The following is a 17521-nucleotide window of genomic DNA, read 5'->3' on the forward strand; positions in this document are numbered from 1 at the left end:
GTTGCTCAGTCTCGTTAACCCGGTAAGGTGTGAAGCCACGCGAACTGCGGCGCTCGCCGTACTGCATCGCCTGCGCGCTTTGTCGGGGGATAAACATGGGTATGGATCAGCAACGTGGCACCACGCTTGCGCTCGCACTTTTTGCGGGCATGCAGGTATCGCCGCTGTGTGCACAGACAACGGCGCAGCCAGATCCAAAGGAGCCAGCAACGCTGGCAGCGCTCAAGGTCACCGCTCAAAAGCGCGAGGAATCGCTGCAGAACGTGCCGGTGGTGCTTTCGGTGCTGCCCGAGCAGCTGTTGCAAGACAGCGGCGTGCACGACATCAAGGAGCTGCAGATGCTGGTGCCCGGCTTGATCGTGACCAGCAGTCAAAGTGCAGCGCAGACCACCGCGCGCATTCGCGGCATCGGCACGGTTGGCGACAATGCCGGGCTCGAATCCTCGGTGGGTGTGGTCATCGATGGCGTGGCCCGCGCGCGCAACGGCGTGAGCTTTGCCGACCTGGGAGAGCTTGAGCGCATCGAAGTGTTGAAAGGCCCGCAAGGTACTGTCTTCGGCAAGAACACCTCGGCCGGTGTCATCAACGTGGTCACGCGCCGGCCCAGTTTTACCCGCAGCGCCGATGCCGAAATCACTGCAGGCAACTATGGCGCGCTCGGGATTGCCGCCGCCTTCAACGATGCGCTGGGCGACACCAGCGCATTACGCGTGTATGCCGCCAGACGGCGTCGCGATGGATTCGAGCAGGTGGTCACCGGCGCTGGCCCGCGCACCGCCACCGACGATGGCGACCAGAATCTGCGTACCGCGCGCGTGCAGCTTCTTTGGGAGCCCACTGACGATCTGGACATCAATCTTGCGGCCGACTACACCCGCCGTGAGGAAAATTGCTGCGTCACGGTGACCACCGAGCGCGGACCGACTGCAGCGTTGATCGACGCGCTGACGCCGGGCGGGCAGGGCACCACTGCGCGTGCAGACCCGCAGAGCAGGCATGCCTACAGCAATCGCAGCACCGCGCAGGAGATTCAGGACAAGGGCATGTCCGCACAGATCGACTGGACCACCCCATGGTTGAGCGAGGCGGTGCTGACTTCGATCACCGCGTTGCGCGACTGGAAGTCCGTCAATGGCCTGGATTTCGATTACGGCGCTGCCGATATTCTCTATCGCGCTCCGCGCGAGGACGAGATGCTGACCAGGTTCAAGACCTTCAGTCAGGAACTGCGCCTGGCTGGATCGAGTGAGCGTCTTGATTGGATGGTCGGCGCGTTTTACGCAGACGAAACCCTGCATCGCAACGAGTCCTATCGCTTCGGCAGTGCGTACGAGCCGTATCTGTCCAGCGTGCTGCTTGCACGCGTCAATCCTGCGTTGGCCGCACGTGCGGATGGGACGCGTTTTCTCGCCGACGCCACCGGCTTGCCGGCCGGCACGCTGTTCCGCGGCCAGGGGAGCCAGGATCGCTTTCGGCAGGATGGCACCAGCGCCGCGCTGTTCACCAACAACACCTGGCACGCCACCGACGCGCTGGATGTCGTGGTGGGGTTGCGCTACACCTACGAGAACAAAACGCTGCGATCGGCATTTCAGAATCCCGATGGAAGCCCCGCGTGCGCCAGTTATTTCGCGCCTAGCGGCCAGGTCGATCCGGCTGCATTACGGCGGATCGGTGCGGCGCTGGTGGCGCGCGGTGTGCCCGCATCTGCGGTGCCGACGATCGCACCGCAAGTGATCGGCTTCACCTGTCTGCCTTGGGCCAATGTCGCCCATGATGGTCGTCGGACCGAGCAGCAACGCACCGAGCGCGAGTGGTCCGGTACCGCGAAGCTGGCGTATCGCTGGAACGATGCGCTGATGACGTATGTGTCGGCGGCGCGTGGCTACAAGGCAGGCGGTTTCAATCTGGATCGCGTGCAGTCCTCCGATGGCTTGTCCAGCGGCGTGCAGGGCATCCTGCCGGTGGATGACACCGCGTTCCCGGGCGAGTTCGTCGACAGCTACGAGCTCGGCGCCAAGAGCACCTGGCTAGGTGGCAACCTGCTGTTGAATGCAGCCCTGTTCTACCAGGATTTCAGCGATTTTCAGCTCAACAACTTCCTGGGGGACCAGCTTTGTGGTGCGTGCCATTCCCACCGTGGTGTCGCGCGGCATCGATACCGAAATCCTGTGGCAGGGCGCAGTGCCCGGCCTGATGTTGCAAGGCGGGCTCAGCTATACCGACACCCGCTATGGCGACGATCTCTTACCGGATGCGGATCTGGCGCTGCTGCCGGGCAGCCGTTTGAGTTTTGCGCCGCGCTGGTCGGCCAATCTGTCGATGACCTAAGAACGCGCGCTTGGCAATCGGCTCACGGGCCGTTTCAACGTTGGCGCCAAGTACAGCTCCGAATACAACGCAGGCTCGGATCTGGATCCGCAAAAATCGCAACCGGGCTACACTTTGCTCAATGCGCGCCTGGGCATCGGCGCCAACGACAAGCGCTGGCTGCTGGAAGCTTGGGCAGAAAATCTAGGCAATGAAACCTATCGGCAGATCGTCATCGACGCGCCGCTCCAGGCTGGTTCGTGGAATGCGTTTCTGGGTGCGCCGCGCACGTATGGAGTGACGCTGCGGCTGCGTTATTGAGCCTGTTTCGCCCGACGTCCTGGCAGCGTTACACGGACGCGTTACAGCAAGCACGATCTAACGTGGGCTAAGCCTGATGTTGAGGGAGGCGCGACATCGTCATGCAGATCGGCTACAAACAAGCTCTCGTTGTTGAGCTGCGTGCCGATGCATCTGATTTTCGCCCCTGTGTTGTTTTCGTCCATGCCAGAGGCAGTTGGCAGACGGTTCGCGTCTCTGGATCGCCCGGGCGCCTATTTTCAACCGCCTGTATACACATCTGCCGGTCACTCGATGACCCCGCGCGTGCGTGATGATGCAGGTGCCTGCATGGCACCGGGATCGTCTCGAAACACAGCTCCGATGCGGTCGATCTTCGACGACCCGCAACGCGCTGCACCTTCTGCAAGCGTGCAGCGCCTGGCTGCCGCACACGCACAGGCGGTGCACTGATGTGGGAAGCGCTCGGCACCGTTCGTGACCTCGGACGTCTGCAGGAAATCGCCGCGGTCCTGATTCGTTACGGGTTCGGCGATGTGGTACGCCGTATCGGTCTGGCCGATGTGCTCGAACGTGCCGGCAAGCTGTTGCACTGGCATAACGCCGAGGGCCGTTTGCGCATGTCCGCCGCAATGCGCGTGCGGCGCGCCCTGGAAGAACTCGGGCCAACCTTCGTCAAGCTCGGGCAGGTGCTGGCCACACGCGTGGACCTGTTGCCGCAGGAGTGGATCGAGGAATTGAGCGAGCTGCAAAACGCAGTGCCCGCGCTGCCGTTCGAGCAGATCCGCCCGCAATTGGTCGCAGCGCTGGGCGCGGAACCGGAGAGCATCTTCGCGCGCCTTGACGAGCAACCGTTGGCTGCCGCATCGCTGGCGCAGACGCATCGGGCCTGGCTCGCCGATGGCACACCGGTGGTGTTGAAGATCCGTCGCCCCGGCATCGGCGACACCATCGATGCGGATCTGCGCTTGCTTGCGCGGCTGGCGGAGATCGTGGAAGCACGTGCCCCCGACCTGAAGCGCTATCGCCCCGCCGAAGTCGTACAGCAGTTCACCGTGTCACTGCGGCGCGAACTCGACTTCGCCGCCGAGTGCCGCAATGCCGAACGCATCGCCGCCAATTTCGCCAACGACCCCAATGTCGTGGTGCCAAAGGTGTATTGGGAGTGGACCTGCGAATCGCTGAATGTGCAGGAGTTCATCGACGGTATTCCCGGGCGCGATCTGGCCGCAGTCGATGCCGCCGGCCTGGACCGCAAGGCGCTCGCACGCACCGGTGCCGGCATTGTGTTCAAGATGGTGCTGCAGGATGGCTGCTTCCATGCCGACCCGCACCCGGGAAACATTTTCTATCTGCGTGACGGGCGCATTGCGGTGATCGACTTCGGCATGGTCGGGCGTGTGTCAGAGCAGCGCCGGTTTCAGGTCGCGCAACTGCTGCACGGCATGGTGAGCTATGACGCCGAAGCGGTCATCGACGTGCTGCTTGAATGGGCCGGCACCAATCTGGATGTGGATGAGTCGCGCCTGCAGCAGGACATCGGCGCCTTCGTCGACGAGTATCGCGGCGTGCCGTTGAAGGAACTGCGCATCGGCGCAATGCTTGGCGATGTCACGTCCATCCTGCGCGATCACGGGCTCACGTTGCCCTCGGATCTAGCGTTGATGATCAAGGCGTTTCTCACGCTCGAAGGCATGGGCCGCCAGCTCGACCCGGATTTCGATATGGCCAGCGAGGCGCGCCCGTATCTTGAACGCGTGGTGCTGCAGCGTTACGCACCGAGCGCGATGTTGCGGCGCAGCCGGCGTACCGTGACCGGGGCGATCGATCTACTTGGCGATCTGCCGCGCGATCTTAAACGGCTGCTGCAGGCCGCGCGTCGCGGCAAGCTGCAACTGCATGTCGAAACGCGTGCGTTGCGCGAGTTTGGCGAGCAGGTCGATCGTGCCGCCAATCGGCTCACCATGGGCATTGTCACCGCCGCATTGGTGATTGGCTCGTCGATCGTCATGAACAGCGTCGGCGGCAGTGCCAGTCGCTGGCTGCTGGCGTTGGGTGTCGGCGGGTTCATCGGCGCGGCACTGTGCGGCATCTGGATCCTGTTCTCGATCTGGCGCAGTCGGCGCTAGCGCAGCGGTTCGGCTCCGATGCAGCTATCTGCAACCCATTCGTCGAATCGCCGGCTGAAGTAGCAATCAACAGTTGCGCAGGCGTCAGTTAGTAGTAATACTACTAACCATGGAACTCACCGATACCCAGCAAGCAATCCTGGCCTTGATCGCCGAGCGCATCGACGCCGATGGCGTGCCGCCCTCGCAAACCGAGATCGCGCGTGCGTTCGGTTTCAAGGGCGTGCGCGCAGCGCAGTACCACCTGGAGGCGCTGGAACAGGCGGGTGCGATCCGTCGTGTTCCGGGTCAAGCGCGTGGCATCCGCCTGGCCGGGCGGGGCACACAGTCGCGCACACCACCGGCCAGCGAGCCTGTCCGCGATGACGTATTGCGTCTGCCAGTGCTGGGCCGCGTTGCAGCCGGCCTGCCGATCGGCGCGGATATCGGCTCGGACGATTTCGTGGTGCTGGACCGGGTGTTCTTCTCGCCCTCGCCGGACTATCTGCTGAAAGTGCAGGGCGATTCGATGCGCGACGAAGGCATCTTCAACGGCGACCTGATCGGCGTGCATCGCACCCGTGACGCGCGCTCGGGGCAGATCGTGGTCGCCCGGATAGACGAGGAGATCACGGTAAAACTGTTGAAGATCGGCAAGGACCGCATTCGGCTGCTGCCGCGCAATCCGGACTACGCGCCGATCGAAGTGCTGCCGGATCAGGATTTCGCGATCGAGGGCTTGTATTGCGGGCTACTGAGGCCAAATCGTTGAGCAGTGCGCCGATGGGCGTGCTGGCTTTTTCCCGAGCCGGCACCGCAGGATTTCCCGCTGCCACCGCACTGCCCGCATCCCTAATCTGAGTGTGTCGCCGCCAGTCTCAGCCTGTGCGATACACCGCCGCTACATTTGCCCTACACCGAAATCACTGACAAGGATCACCCAGATGGATGAGAACAAAAAGCGCGCCCTTTCCGCAGCACTGAGCCAGATCGAAAAGCAATTCGGCAAGGGTTCGGTCATGCGCATGGGCGACCGCGCCATCGAGGCGGTCGAAGTCATTCCAACCGGTTCGTTGATGCTGGATATCGCACTCGGCATCGGCGGTCTGCCCAAGGGGCGCGTGGTCGAAATCTACGGGCCGGAAGCCTCGGGCAAGACCACCCTGACCCTGCAGGCGATCGCCGAATGCCAGAAGAAGGGCGGCACCGCAGCCTTCATCGATGCCGAGCATGCGCTGGACCCGATCTATGCCGCCAAGCTGGGCGTCAACGTCGACGACCTGCTGCTGTCGCAGCCCGATACCGGTGAGCAGGCGCTGGAAATCGCCGACATGCTGGTACGTTCGAGCTCGGTGGACATCGTGGTGGTCGACTCGGTCGCCGCGCTGACCCCGAAGGCAGAAATCGAAGGCGAGATGGGCGACCAGCTGCCGGGTCTGCAGGCACGTCTGATGAGCCAGGCGCTGCGCAAGCTGACCGGCAACATCAAGCGCTCCAACACCCTGGTGGTCTTCATCAACCAACTGCGCCACAAGATCGGCGTGATGATGCCGGGCCAGAGCCCGGAAGTGACCACCGGCGGCAATGCGCTGAAGTTCTACGCCTCGGTGCGTCTGGATATCCGTCGTATCGGCGCGATCAAGAAGGGCGATGAAATCATCGGCAATCAGACCAAGATCAAGGTGGTCAAGAACAAGCTGGCGCCTCCGTTCAAGCAGGTCGTGACTGAAATCCTCTACGGCGAAGGCATCAGCCGCGAGGGCGAATTGATCGATATGGGCGTGGAAGCCAAGCTGGTCGAGAAGGCCGGTGCCTGGTACAGCTACGGCGAAGAGCGCATCGGCCAGGGCAAGGACAATGCGCGTACCTATCTGCGCGATAACCCGCAGGTTGCGATCAAGCTGGAAGCCGAGCTGCGCGAGAAGTTCCAGCCCGCCGAAGCGCCGCGTGAAGCAGGCGACGACGCCGAGAAGGAATAAGCGATAAGAGCAGCCAGAAGAACCTGGCGGATAGCTGTCAGATAGGTGGGGCGGTGCGCAGGAAGCGCAGGCGACGGGTGGTAGGTGCTCGTCTCTAACGCTGGCCGCACCTGCCTGACACCAGCGCAACAGGTTTCGATGGCCGCTCCAAAGTTTTTCTATCGCGGGGACGGTGGAGTCAGTGCCGCCGCGCTTCGCGGTAGATCTATCGAAGGCCAGGAGGGCAGGCGCCATGGACGGCGCATTGGTTGAGCAGTGATTTGGTGATTCAGGACACCTCACGATGGACGAGCAAGAGCCCGCGCCAAAGCGGGGACGCCGGTTCAAGGAGCAGACGCCGGTCCAACGCGCACTCGGATTGCTGGTGCGTCGCGAGCATTCGCGCAAGGAATTGAACCGCAAGCTGTTGGCACGCGGCATAGAGCCGGAAGCTGCCGAGGCCGCCGTAGAGCGTCTCGCGGGTGAAGGCTGGCAGGACGACACCCGGTTTGCGGCGTCGGTCGTTCGTAATCGTGCAGGCTCGGGCTACGGTCCACTGCATATTCGCGCCGAACTCGGAACCCATGGCCTGGATAGCGAGGCCATCAGTGCTGCAATGGCGACCTTTGAAGGCGATTGGACCGAAAACGCACGCGATCTGATCCGTCGTCGGTTCGGCGAACAAGGCCCGGTGGATCTGCCGCAGCGGCGCAAGGCCGCCGATCTATTGGCCCGGCGTGGTTTTGATGGCAACAGCATTCGCAGCGCCACGCGCTTCGACCTTGAGGACTGAGGGCGTCAGGCCTGCTACCCTTTGTGGTTTAAGGTTGTTCCGCTCGTCTGCGCCCACATTCATTGGGTGACCGGGACCGCCGCCCGCCCAATGCCAGCACATGAACGCACCTGCCAAATACAGCACTTCCCAGATCCGTAGTGACTTCCTCGCCTTCTTCGAAGGCAAGGGCCACACCATCGTGCCGTCCGCACCGCTGGTGCCGGGCAACGACCCGACCTTGCTGTTCACCAACTCGGGCATGGTCCAATTCAAGGACGTCTTTCTCGGCGCGGAAAAGCGCAGCTATGTGCGTGCTGCCGACGTGCAGCGCTGCCTGCGTGCCGGCGGCAAGCACAACGATCTGGATTCGGTGGGCTATACCGCGCGCCACCACACCTTCTTCGAAATGCTGGGCAACTGGTCGTTCGGCGATTATTTCAAGAAGGACGCCATCAGCTGGGCCTGGGAGCTGCTGACCCAGGTCTGGAAGCTGCCGGCCGACCGCCTGCTGGTCACGGTCTACCACACCGACGAAGAAGCCTTCGCGTTGTGGCGCGACATGATCGGCATCCCGGAAAGCCGCATCGTGCGCATCGGCGACAACAAGGGGGCGCCATATGCCTCCGACAATTTCTGGCAGATGGCCGATACCGGTCCATGCGGCCCGTGCACCGAGATCTTCTTCGACCATGGCGATCACATCGCCGGTGGTCCGCCGGGTTCGCCGGACGAGGATGGCGATCGCTTCATCGAGATCTGGAATCTGGTCTTCATGCAGTTCGATCGGCAGCCCGATGGCACCTTGATTCCGTTGCCGGCCCCGTGTGTGGATACCGGCATGGGTCTGGAGCGTCTTGCCGCGATCCTGCAGCACGTGCATACCAATTACGAAATCGACGTATTCCAGGCGTTGATCGGCAAGGCCAGCGCGCTGACCGGTGTTGCCGATCTGGAAAACAAGTCGCTGCGGGTGATCGCCGATCACATCCGCGCCTGTTCGTTCCTGATCGTCGATGGCGTGCTGCCCTCCAACGAAGGCCGCGGTTACGTGTTGCGCCGGATCATCCGGCGTGCGCTGCGCCATGGCTGGATGCTCGGTGTGCGCCAGCCGTTCTTCAGCAAGATGGTGCCGACCCTGGTCGAGTTGATGGGTGAGGCTTATCCGGAGCTGGTAGTCGCTCAAGCGACGGTCGCGCGCGCCTTGCTGGCCGAGGAAGAGCGCTTTGCCGAAACGCTGGACGCCGGCATGAAGATCTTCGACGACGTCGCTTCGCGCGCGCAGGAGGTCATTCCCGGTGCCGATGCATTCCGTCTGTTCGACACCTACGGATTTCCGGTCGATCTGACCTCCGACATCGCACGCGAGCGCGGCTTGCGTGTGGACATGGAGGGCTTCGAGTTCGCGATGGAGCGTCAGCGCGAGACGGCGCGTGCCGCAGGCAAGTTCGGCGGTGGCGTCGCATTGCCGGCCGATCTGGTCGCTACGATGGCGCCGACAGTGTTTCTGGGTTACGAAGCCTACGACGCCGATGCGCTCAAGGTCGTTGCGCTGCTCAAGCAGGGCCGTCCGGTCGAACGCGCCGACGCCGGTGACGAGGTCATCGTGTTCACCGACCGCACACCGTTCTATGCCGAGTCGGGTGGTCAAGTCGGCGATAGCGGTCAACTGAGCGGGACCGGTGTCTCCATCGACATTGCCGACACGCAGAAGTTTGCCGGGCAGTTCCATGGTCATGTGGGGCGCATCACCGAAGGCGCGCTTGCGCTGGGCGATGTGCTGTCCGGCGGGATCGACGTGCAGCGTCGCGGCAAGACCATCCTCAATCACTCGGCCACGCATCTGCTGCATGCGGCCTTGCGCGAAGTGTTGGGCACGCACGTCCAGCAGAAGGGATCGTTGGTTGCGCCGGACCGTCTGCGTTTCGACTTCTCGCACTTTCAGCCGATCACTGCCGAAGAACTCGCCGTGATCGAACGCAAGGTCAACGCCGAGGTGCGCTCCAACCACAGTGTGGAGGTGCACAACATGGCCATGCAGGAAGCGCTGGATTTCGGCGCGATGGCGTTGTTTGGCGAGAAGTACGGCGAGAACGTGCGTGTGCTGAAGATGGGTGGGTATTCGACCGAACTCTGCGGCGGCACCCACGTCACCCGCACTGGCGATATCGGCCTGTTCAAGATTACCTCCGAGGGTGGTGTGTCTTCGGGCGTGCGCCGTATCGAAGCGGTGACCGGGCAGGGCGCGCTGGACCATGTGGCCGACGAAGAGCGTCGTCTGCTTGAGGCCGCTCATCTGCTCGGCGGCAATGCGACTGAAGTCGTCGACAAGGTGCGCGCGCTCACCGAGCGCCAGAAGCGTCTGGAGCGTGAGCTGGAGTCGCTCAAGGCCAAGCTCGCCTCGGGTGCGACTGCAGATTTGGGCGCCAGTGCTGTCGACGTGGCCGGAGTCAAGGTCATCGCGGTGCGTCTGGAAGGCTTCGACGCCAAGGCGCTGCGCGATGCGATGGATCGGCTGAAGCAGCAATTGGGCGATTCGGTGATCGTGCTGGCGGGTGCATCAGCCGGCAAGGTCGCGCTTGTTGCCGGCGTGAACGGTAGCCCAACTGGCAAGGTGAAGGCAGGGGAACTCCTCGGCCATATCGCCAGTCAGATCGGGGGCAAGGGCGGTGGCCGTCCGGATCTCGCCCAGGGTGGTGGCGAGGACGGGCCCGCCCTTGCGACCGCGCTTGACGGCGTGCACTCCTGGGTCAAGCAACACTTGGGCTGAACACTTGTCCTGCCATGCCTTGCTGGCTGGCAGGATCTGCCGCTACCATTTCCGGTCTATTCCCTTTACCTATAGACGCGTCTCATCAGGAGGCCGTCGATGCTGGTGGGAAACCCACCGGTTCCAGGAGATTTGAAAAATGTTGATCCTCACTCGCCGGGTAGGCGAAACCTTGATGATCGGCGACTCGGTCACTGTTACCGTGCTCGGCGTCAAGGGTAATCAGGTGCGCATTGGCATCACCGCACCGAAAGATGTGGCTGTGCATCGCGAAGAAATCTATCAGCGCATCCAGCGTGGCGATGAGCCGGTTGCTTCCGGCGCGCATCACGGCGACGATTCTTCGAATTGATTGTCGCAAAGGGTTTACGTTAACCCCCCTTACCCGGTATTCTTCGCGGCCTGCCACGGACAACGCGGCAGGACGTGAAACTGGAGCGATGCCCGAGCGGCTGAAGGGGCTCCCCTGCTAAGGGAGTATAGGGTCAAAAGCTCTATCGAGGGTTCGAATCCCTCTCGCTCCGCCAGTGTTCTAGACGCCCGCAAATCTTTGATTTGCGGGCGTTTTTATTTGCATCGCGGCATGGGTTTGCAAGCCCTTTCGAGTGAGCTGCGCAGCATGCTTGCTGCCAGTCGGCTCGCCGCATCCTGCATAAGGCATCTGGTTGTCGCGACAGCATCTGAATCGCCTCAAACGTGCTGCATGAAGCGGTTCAAGTAACTCCGGTATAGGTCGCTAAACACGTGACATATATCTCGGACTTCAACGTGATGCGCCTACCGCCACTGCTTGGACGCCTGTTCTCTTTCTGGGGCCGTGGGCTGCAGCACAAGGCCAATGCGGTGGACCGGGTGATGGCGGTGATCGAGTTCGATCTGGATGGCCGCATTCTGGATGCGAACGAGAACTTCCTGTCCTTGATGGGCTATCGGCTGGACGAGGTGGTCGGCCAGCATCACCGCATGTTCGTGACTGCCAGTGATCGCGACAGCGAAAGCTATCGTCAGTTCTGGGCGGCACTGCGGCGTGGCGACTTCAACGCTGGGCGCTTTTGCCGGTTGGACAAACACGGGCGCGAGGTGTGGATCAACGCGTCGTACAACCCGCTGCTGGATCGATCCGGCAACGCCTATCGCGTGGTGAAGTACGCCACCGACATCACTGCGCAGGTGCGCCAGACCGCCGATTTCGAAGGGCGGATCGATGCGATCGACCGGGTCATGGCGGTCATCGAGTTTTCGCTGGATGGCACCGTGCTCGAGGCCAACCAGAATTTTCTGCAGGTGATGGGTTACCGGCTCGATGAGATCCGCGGCAAGCATCACGGCATGTTCGTGGATGCGTCCACGCGCCAATCGGCGGCCTATCGCGCGTTCTGGGAAAAGCTCGGGCGCGGCGCATTCGATGCGGGGCGCTACAAGCGCGTTGGTAAGGATGGGCAGGACGTGTGGATCCAGGCGTCCTACAACCCGGTACTCGATGAGCATGGGCGTCCATACAAGGTGGTCAAGTACGCCACCGAGGTGACCCGTCAGGTGATCGATTCTGCCGATGCGGATGGCCGCATCCAGGCCATCGACAAGGTGATGGGCGTGATCGAATTCGATCTGGAAGGGCACGTGCTGAGCGCCAACGATAATTTCCTGGCGATTTTGGGGTACCCGGCAGAGGAGGCGATCGGCCAGCACCATCGCGTGTTCGTGGATGCGGTGTATGGCGCCTCCGAGGAGTACCGCAATTTCTGGGCGAAGCTGGCGCGTGGGCAGTTCGATGCGGGCCGTTATCGCCGGCTGCGCAAGGACGGCAGCGCGGTGTGGATCCAGGCCTCCTACAACCCGATCCTGGATGTCTCCGGACGGCCGTACAAGGTGGTCAAGTACGCCACCGATGTGACTGATCAAGTGCGCTCGGCCGAGCGCATGCGCGAGTTGATGCGGCAGACCATGAGCATCGCGCAGAACGTGCAGCGCGAGGCGCACCATATTTCGATCAGCAATGAGGAACTGGTGAGCCGCGCATCCTCGCAGTCCACCGCAGTGGCGCAGACCTCGACCACCATCGATCAGCTGGCGGAAACCGTGCGCATCAATTCCGAGAGCGCGGGGTCGGCGCAGCGCATGGCCGAAGAGTCGGCCAATGTTGCGCGACGCGGTGCCGAGGTCATCGCCGAGGTGGTCAAGACCACCGCCAATATTCGTTCGGCGACCGATCGCATTGGCCAGATCATCGAGGTGATCGACGGCATCGCCTTCCAGACCAACATCCTGGCGCTCAACGCGGCGGTGGAAGCGGCGCGCGCCGACGAGCAGGGGCGTGGATTTGCAGTGGTAGCGACCGAGGTGCGTAGCCTGGCGCAGCGCTGCAGCGTGTCGGCCAAGGAGATTCGTTCCCTGATCGACAACGCGACCGATCAGGTTGGCGATGGTTCGCGCCTGGCCGAACAGGCCGGTGTGGTGATGCAGGATATGGTCGGCTCAGTGCTTCGCGTGACCGCAACCGTGGAGCAGATCGCCGCCGCCAGCCAGGAGCAGGCGCAGGATATTTCGACCGCCAACACGGCGCTGCAATCCATTGGCGTGCAGGCGCGCGATCAGGCGCGGATGGTCGATGATCTGGCGCGTTCGGCGCATGTGCTCGAAGCCGATGCGGATGCGTTGTTCGCATTGGTCAACGGCGATGCCGATGGGTCTTCTGCACTAAAGGATGCGCACGCAGAGCCGTTCGCCAAATCGCAGGCCGCGTGACTCAGGCCACGTGACTGTGAGGGGTCTGGTGCATTCGCTGTGCGGCGTCGTTGAGGCGGTGACACGCACGCTCGTAGTTGCCTAGCTGCCGCGCGTGCCAGCAGCTAGGTCTGCGCAAAACTAAAAGCGCTCGCCAGCAGATACATCCGCGCACCACAATGACCGCCAGAACCTAATGCTGTTCACTGAGGTTGCTGATCGAGGGCTCCTGTATCTCGGCATAGTCTCCAATCGGCTCAGTTTTCAAGCCAAATAAAAAACGGCACTTCCCGCGCGGGAAGTGCCGTTTTTTTCAAGTGAACTGCATTGCGCCAGGAGCGCGCTTTGCCTGTTCCAACCAGCTGCGATCATGCGGCGCGCCGATTGACTGCAGCGCGCCGCACTACCACGCGTTGCCGCTTACTGCGGCAGATCGAACACCAGCACTTCTGCGTCGCGTGCGTCGGCCAGCACGAGTTCCGGCTCGGCGGTGATCTGCAGCGCATCGCCGGCCGACAGTGCTTGTCCGTTGACGCTCAGGCTGCCGCGCACCACCTGCACGTAACCGATGCGTCCCGGTGCCAGCGGGTGTTGCAGACGCACGTCGCCGTCGAGGATGGAGGCGTACAGGCGTGCGTCCTGGTGCAGGCGCAGCGAGCCGGCTTCGCCGTTGGGCGAGGCGATCAGACGCAGCTGATTGCGCTTGCTGTCGGTGTCGAAATGCTTTTCCTCGTAGCTGGGTTCGATGCCGTTGCGCTCGGGCATCACCCAGATCTGCAGGAAGTGCACCGGCTCGCTGGCCGAGTGATTGAACTCGCTGTGGCTGACGCCGCTGCCGGCGCTCATGCGCTGCACGTCGCCGTAGTGCAGCACCGAGCCGGTGCCCATGCTGTCCTTGTGCTCCAGCGCGCCATCCAGGACGTAGGAAATGATCTCCATGTCGCGATGGGCATGGGTGCCGAAGCCTTCGCCCGGCTGCACCTTGTCTTCGTTGATCACCCGCAGCGGGCCGACGCCCATGTGGCGCGGGTCGTGGTAGCTGGCGAAGGAAAAGGTGTGGCGCGAGGACAGCCAGCCATGCTCGGCGCGGCCACGGGTTTCGCTCTTGCGGACATTCAACATGCTGCCTCTCCTTGAAAGATCTCGAATGGCGCCGGGGAGTGAATCGGTGTCCCTGCGGCTTGATGCGTAGTCTCCGCCTCTGTGCGGGAGACAAAAAGCGAGTAGATTTGGCCGCTATCATCGAAAAAATCGAACAATGAAAATCAGCCTGGAAGCGCTGCAAATCCTCGATGCAATTGACCGTCGTGGCTCGTTTGCGGCGGCGGCCAAGGTATTGTTCAAGGTGCCGTCGACGATTTCCTACACGGTGTCCAAGCTCGAAGACGATCTGGGGGTGCAACTGTTCGAGCGGCTCGGCCCGAAGGCGACGCCGACCCAGGCTGGGCGCGAGTTGTTGCGCGAGGGGAGGCACCTGTTGCGTGCTGCGCAAGAGCTGGAGGTGCGGGTGCGGCGGGTGGCGTCGGGTTGGGAGTCGGACTTTGCGATCGGGCTGGATGCGATTCTGCCGGTGGCGTTGCTGCAGGCGCAGATCCTGGACTTCTACACGGTGGCCGATAGCACGCGCCTGCGCGTCGTGAGCGAATCGCTGTCCGGCAGCTGGGAGGCGCTACTGGATCGGCGCGTGGATCTGATCGTCGCGGCAGGCGAGGGGCCGAGTGGTGGTGGCTATGTTGCCGAGCAGATCGGCACGCTGCGCTTTGTGTTCGCGGTGGCCTCTACGCATCCGCTGGCGGGCGCCGGCATGCTGGGTGCGACCGAGCTGGCCGAGCATCGTGCGATCGCTGTAGCGGATTCAGCGCGGCGGTTGCTGCCGCGCACCGTGGGCCTGTTGTCCGGGCGCGACGTGCTCACCGTGCCGGACATGCAGGCCAAGCTGCAGTTGCAGCTGGCCGGCGCCGGTTACGGCTTTCTGCCTGAGGCGTATGCGCGCGGCGCGCTGCAGGACGGCCGGCTGTGCGAGGTGCAGGTAGAAACCCACAAGCCCGACGAGACGTTCTCCCTGGCATGGCGGCCGGGCGAGGAGGGCGAGGCGTTGGGCTGGTGGCGGCGCGCCCTGCGCAGCGAGGGCCTGTTCGATGGCTGGTTGCAGTCGCTTGCCGAGACGTATCGTTCTGCCGCTGCCGGGCAGTCGCGTGCGTGAGGAAGGGCGGATAATGCGCGTTCGTCGTCGCGCAGGATCGTCGCATGCAGGGCTTGATCGAACAGTACGGATTGGCCCTGGTGTTCGCCAACGTGCTGGCGTTGTCGCTGGGGCTGCCGGTGCCGGCGTTGCCGACGCTGGTGTTGGTCGGTGCCGGCTACGCGCTGCGCGGCGGCAGCGATGCATGGCTGGCCGGGTTGGCGGCGTTGGGCGTTTCGGTGTTGGCGAGCCTGCTCGGCGATCTGGCCTGGTATCTGGCCGGCCGCCGCTTCGGTAATCGCACCTTGCAGTCGCTGTGCCGGCTGTCGCTGTCGCGCGATACCTGCATGAAAAAGACCGAGCGGTTCTTCTCGCGCTGGGGCGTGCGGATATTGGCGGTGGCCAAGTTCGTACCGGGGTTGTCGATGGTCTCGGTGCCGATGGCCGGCGCAATGCGGGTGCGCCCGGCGGCATTTCTGCGCTACGACGCCTTCGGTGCAGCGTTGTGGGCGTTGGTCGGTCTGGGCCTGGGGGCGTTGTTCGCCCACCAGGTACAGGACGTACTCGCGTTTCTGTCCGAGCTTGGGTCGGGCGCGGTTGTCGTGGTGGCGGTGTTGTTGGCCTGCTACATCGGTTGGCGCTGGTGGCGACGGCATAGCCTGCTGCGTTCGCTGGTGCATGCGCGCATCGCGGTCGACGAACTGGTGCCCTTGCTCGATGGCGAAGAGAGCTTGCGGCCTGCCGTGCTGGATATCCGCGCACCGGGATATCGCGATCTGCAGCCGTACACGATTCCCGGCGCGGTGTTTGCCGACGAGCGACAGCTCGCACAGATTCTGGCCACCGTGCCGCGCGATCGCAGTGTGGTGATCTATTGCGCGTGTCCGGATGAGGTGTCGGCGGCGTGGCTGGCGGGGCGAATGCGCGAGCGCGGTTATCGCGATGTGCGTCCGCTGCTGGGCGGGCTGGATGCATGGCGCGATGCCGGGCATCCGGTGACCTCGCTGCTGCCGGTGGCGGTGGTTGGTGGGCCAGATGCCGTTGGGGCGATGGCCTGATTGCGGTTGCTTTCATTCGGACAAAAAAAAGACCAGCAAGCTGGTCGTTTTCTTCAAGATTGGTGCGCCCGGAGAGATTCGAACTCCCGACCGCCTGGTTCGTAGCCAGGTACTCTATCCAACTGAGCTACGGGCGCATTATCTTGTTTTGACTTGCACATCCGTCGCAGTGCGATCGGAGGTTTAACTAAAAAGACAGCGATGCAATGCTGTCTTTTTGTTGTTCTGATGATGGTGCGCCCGGAGAGATTCGAACTCCCGACCGCCTGGTTCGTAGCCAGGTACTCTATCCAACTGAGCTACGGGCGCGTCGTCAGGAGCGGAATTATGCGGATGCCCGGCGTACTCGTCAATCCTTTTGTGACACGCGATTGTCGGCCGCGTTGCCGATGCGTCCGCGCCGTGGCGCTGCCAGCGCGACTGCAGGTGCTTTCATCCATGCGCAGTGATCGCTGCAGGCGCCTAGCTGTGCGTGGTCCGATTTCGGCAGGTCAGATGTGCCAGTACACGCGCTCATATGCTGGGCGCGGCGCCGAAGTGGTCGAGCACCAGCACCTCGCTGTGACCTGGGGTGTGGCCGAGGCGGATCGCGCGCGCAACGTAGTCGATCGCCGCTTCGCAGGCGTTGAGCAGGGACAGGCCCTGGCACAGCTGCGCGGCAATCGCGGCCGACAGGCTGCAGCCGGTACCGTGCGCGTCGACCTGCAGGCGTGGATGCATGAACACGTCCTGGGTGACGCCGTCATCGAAGCGGTCGATCACGCGTGCGCCTTCGAGCAGATGTCCGCCCTTGAGCAGCACGGCGTTGGCGCCGAGGTCGAGCAGGGCGGCGGTGGCGTGCTCGGCGGCGTCGGCATCGTCGATGCGGCGACCGGTTAGCAGCTCGGCTTCGGGCGTGTTGGGGGTGATCAGCGTGGCCAGGGGCAGCAGCCGCGTACGTAGCGCGTCCAATGCGGCGTCTTCGAGCAGGCGCGCGCCGCTGGTGGAGACCATCACCGGGTCGAGTACCACGAACGGTGGGCGATATTTTTCGAGCAGATCGGCCACGCAATGGATGACCTCGGCATTGGCGAGCATGCCGAGCTTGACCGCCTGAATGTCGAAATCGGCGAAACAGGCGTCGATCTGCGCCTGCAGAAATGCGATCGGCGGGATGTGCACGGCGGTGACCGAACGGGTGTTTTGCGCGGTCAACGCAGCGATGGCCGACAACCCATGCACGCGGTGTGCGGCGAAGGTCTTGAGATCGGCCTGGATGCCGGCACCGCCGCCGGAATCGGAGCCGGCGATGGTCAATGCGGACAGCGTGCTGGGCGTGGTCATGCGTGGATTCTGCACT

At 63.1% G+C, this 17521-nt stretch carries 12 protein-coding genes and 3 tRNA genes; 11 read left to right on the top strand and 4 right to left on the bottom strand.

Features of this window, described 5'->3' with window-relative positions:
• Window positions 1–101 precede the first annotated feature (101 nt).
• The 9 genes from NMB96_RS15450 to NMB96_RS15490 all read left to right on the top strand — a co-directional run bounded on the left by NMB96_RS15450 (window position 102) and on the right by NMB96_RS15490 (window position 12963).
• Complete coding sequence (locus NMB96_RS15450) at window positions 102–2525, top strand: TonB-dependent receptor (protein ID WP_425520891.1); 2424 nt, start codon at window positions 102–104, stop codon at window positions 2523–2525.
• A 537-nt stretch (window positions 2526–3062) separates the two neighbouring features.
• Window positions 3063–4739: a 2-polyprenylphenol 6-hydroxylase gene (gene ubiB / locus NMB96_RS15455; protein ID WP_023903752.1), complete on the top strand. Its 1677-nt coding sequence runs from the start codon at window positions 3063–3065 to the stop codon at window positions 4737–4739.
• Window positions 4740–4848: 109 nt separating this feature from the next.
• Complete coding sequence (lexA, locus tag NMB96_RS15460; protein WP_006453297.1) at window positions 4849–5490, top strand: transcriptional repressor LexA; 642 nt, start codon at window positions 4849–4851, stop codon at window positions 5488–5490.
• 172 nt (window positions 5491–5662) lie between these two features.
• On the top strand, window positions 5663–6697 hold the full coding sequence (gene recA / locus NMB96_RS15465; protein ID WP_006453296.1) for a recombinase RecA: 1035 nt from the start codon (window positions 5663–5665) through the stop codon (window positions 6695–6697).
• A 283-nt stretch (window positions 6698–6980) separates the two neighbouring features.
• A complete protein-coding gene (gene recX / locus NMB96_RS15470; protein WP_023903754.1) occupies window positions 6981–7469 on the top strand; it encodes a recombination regulator RecX in 489 nt (162 codons plus the stop codon).
• Between the two features lie 100 nt (window positions 7470–7569).
• Window positions 7570–10218: an alanine--tRNA ligase gene (alaS, locus tag NMB96_RS15475; RefSeq protein ID WP_255085206.1), complete on the top strand. Its 2649-nt coding sequence runs from the start codon at window positions 7570–7572 to the stop codon at window positions 10216–10218.
• A 139-nt stretch (window positions 10219–10357) separates the two neighbouring features.
• Entirely contained in the window at window positions 10358–10570 is a 213-nt protein-coding gene (csrA, locus tag NMB96_RS15480; protein ID WP_003481884.1) for a carbon storage regulator CsrA, read from the top strand.
• An 82-nt stretch (window positions 10571–10652) separates the two neighbouring features.
• A tRNA-Ser gene (locus NMB96_RS15485) sits at window positions 10653–10745 on the top strand.
• A gap of 271 nt (window positions 10746–11016) precedes the next feature.
• On the top strand, window positions 11017–12963 hold the full coding sequence (locus tag NMB96_RS15490) for a methyl-accepting chemotaxis protein (RefSeq protein ID WP_255086974.1): 1947 nt from the start codon (window positions 11017–11019) through the stop codon (window positions 12961–12963).
• A gap of 399 nt (window positions 12964–13362) precedes the next feature.
• On the opposite strand, the gene NMB96_RS15495 is transcribed toward NMB96_RS15490, so the two are convergent.
• A complete protein-coding gene (locus NMB96_RS15495; protein ID WP_023903757.1) occupies window positions 13363–14064 on the bottom strand; it encodes a pirin family protein in 702 nt (233 codons plus the stop codon).
• Window positions 14065–14200: 136 nt separating this feature from the next.
• Between NMB96_RS15495 and NMB96_RS15500 the strand changes: the two genes are divergently transcribed.
• Complete coding sequence (locus NMB96_RS15500) at window positions 14201–15145, top strand: LysR substrate-binding domain-containing protein (RefSeq protein WP_023903758.1); 945 nt, start codon at window positions 14201–14203, stop codon at window positions 15143–15145.
• A 44-nt stretch (window positions 15146–15189) separates the two neighbouring features.
• Window positions 15190–16182: a DedA family protein/thiosulfate sulfurtransferase GlpE gene (locus tag NMB96_RS15505; protein ID WP_255085207.1), complete on the top strand. Its 993-nt coding sequence runs from the start codon at window positions 15190–15192 to the stop codon at window positions 16180–16182.
• Between the two features lie 60 nt (window positions 16183–16242).
• On the opposite strand, the gene NMB96_RS15510 is transcribed toward NMB96_RS15505, so the two are convergent.
• From NMB96_RS15510 to thiD, 3 genes are all read right to left on the bottom strand, one after another.
• Window positions 16243–16319: transfer RNA gene (locus tag NMB96_RS15510), tRNA-Arg, on the bottom strand.
• A gap of 95 nt (window positions 16320–16414) precedes the next feature.
• Window positions 16415–16491: transfer RNA gene (locus tag NMB96_RS15515), tRNA-Arg, on the bottom strand.
• 204 nt (window positions 16492–16695) lie between these two features.
• Window positions 16696–17505: a bifunctional hydroxymethylpyrimidine kinase/phosphomethylpyrimidine kinase gene (gene thiD, locus NMB96_RS15520; protein ID WP_255085209.1), complete on the bottom strand. Its 810-nt coding sequence runs from the start codon at window positions 17503–17505 to the stop codon at window positions 16696–16698.
• Window positions 17506–17521: the final 16 nt, after the last annotated feature.

Source organism: Xanthomonas hortorum (assembly GCF_024339125.1).
Taxonomy (GTDB): Bacteria; Pseudomonadota; Gammaproteobacteria; order Xanthomonadales; family Xanthomonadaceae; genus Xanthomonas; species Xanthomonas hortorum.

Bases quoted from the DNA above. Each gene is read 5' to 3' on its own strand.
- NMB96_RS15450 (WP_425520891.1), top strand. From the start codon at position 102: ATGGATCAGCAACGTGGCACCACGCTTGCGCTCGCACTTTTTGCGGGC.
- ubiB (WP_023903752.1), top strand. From the start codon at position 3,063: ATGTGGGAAGCGCTCGGCACCGTTCGTGACCTCGGACGTCTGCAGGAA.
- lexA (WP_006453297.1), top strand. From the start codon at position 4,849: ATGGAACTCACCGATACCCAGCAAGCAATCCTGGCCTTGATCGCCGAG.
- recA (WP_006453296.1), top strand. From the start codon at position 5,663: ATGGATGAGAACAAAAAGCGCGCCCTTTCCGCAGCACTGAGCCAGATC.
- recX (WP_023903754.1), top strand. From the start codon at position 6,981: ATGGACGAGCAAGAGCCCGCGCCAAAGCGGGGACGCCGGTTCAAGGAG.
- alaS (WP_255085206.1), top strand. From the start codon at position 7,570: ATGAACGCACCTGCCAAATACAGCACTTCCCAGATCCGTAGTGACTTC.
- csrA (WP_003481884.1), top strand. From the start codon at position 10,358: ATGTTGATCCTCACTCGCCGGGTAGGCGAAACCTTGATGATCGGCGAC.
- NMB96_RS15495 (WP_023903757.1), bottom strand. From the start codon at position 14,064: ATGTTGAATGTCCGCAAGAGCGAAACCCGTGGCCGCGCCGAGCATGGC.
- NMB96_RS15500 (WP_023903758.1), top strand. From the start codon at position 14,201: ATGAAAATCAGCCTGGAAGCGCTGCAAATCCTCGATGCAATTGACCGT.
- NMB96_RS15505 (WP_255085207.1), top strand. From the start codon at position 15,190: ATGCAGGGCTTGATCGAACAGTACGGATTGGCCCTGGTGTTCGCCAAC.
- thiD (WP_255085209.1), bottom strand. From the start codon at position 17,505: ATGACCACGCCCAGCACGCTGTCCGCATTGACCATCGCCGGCTCCGAT.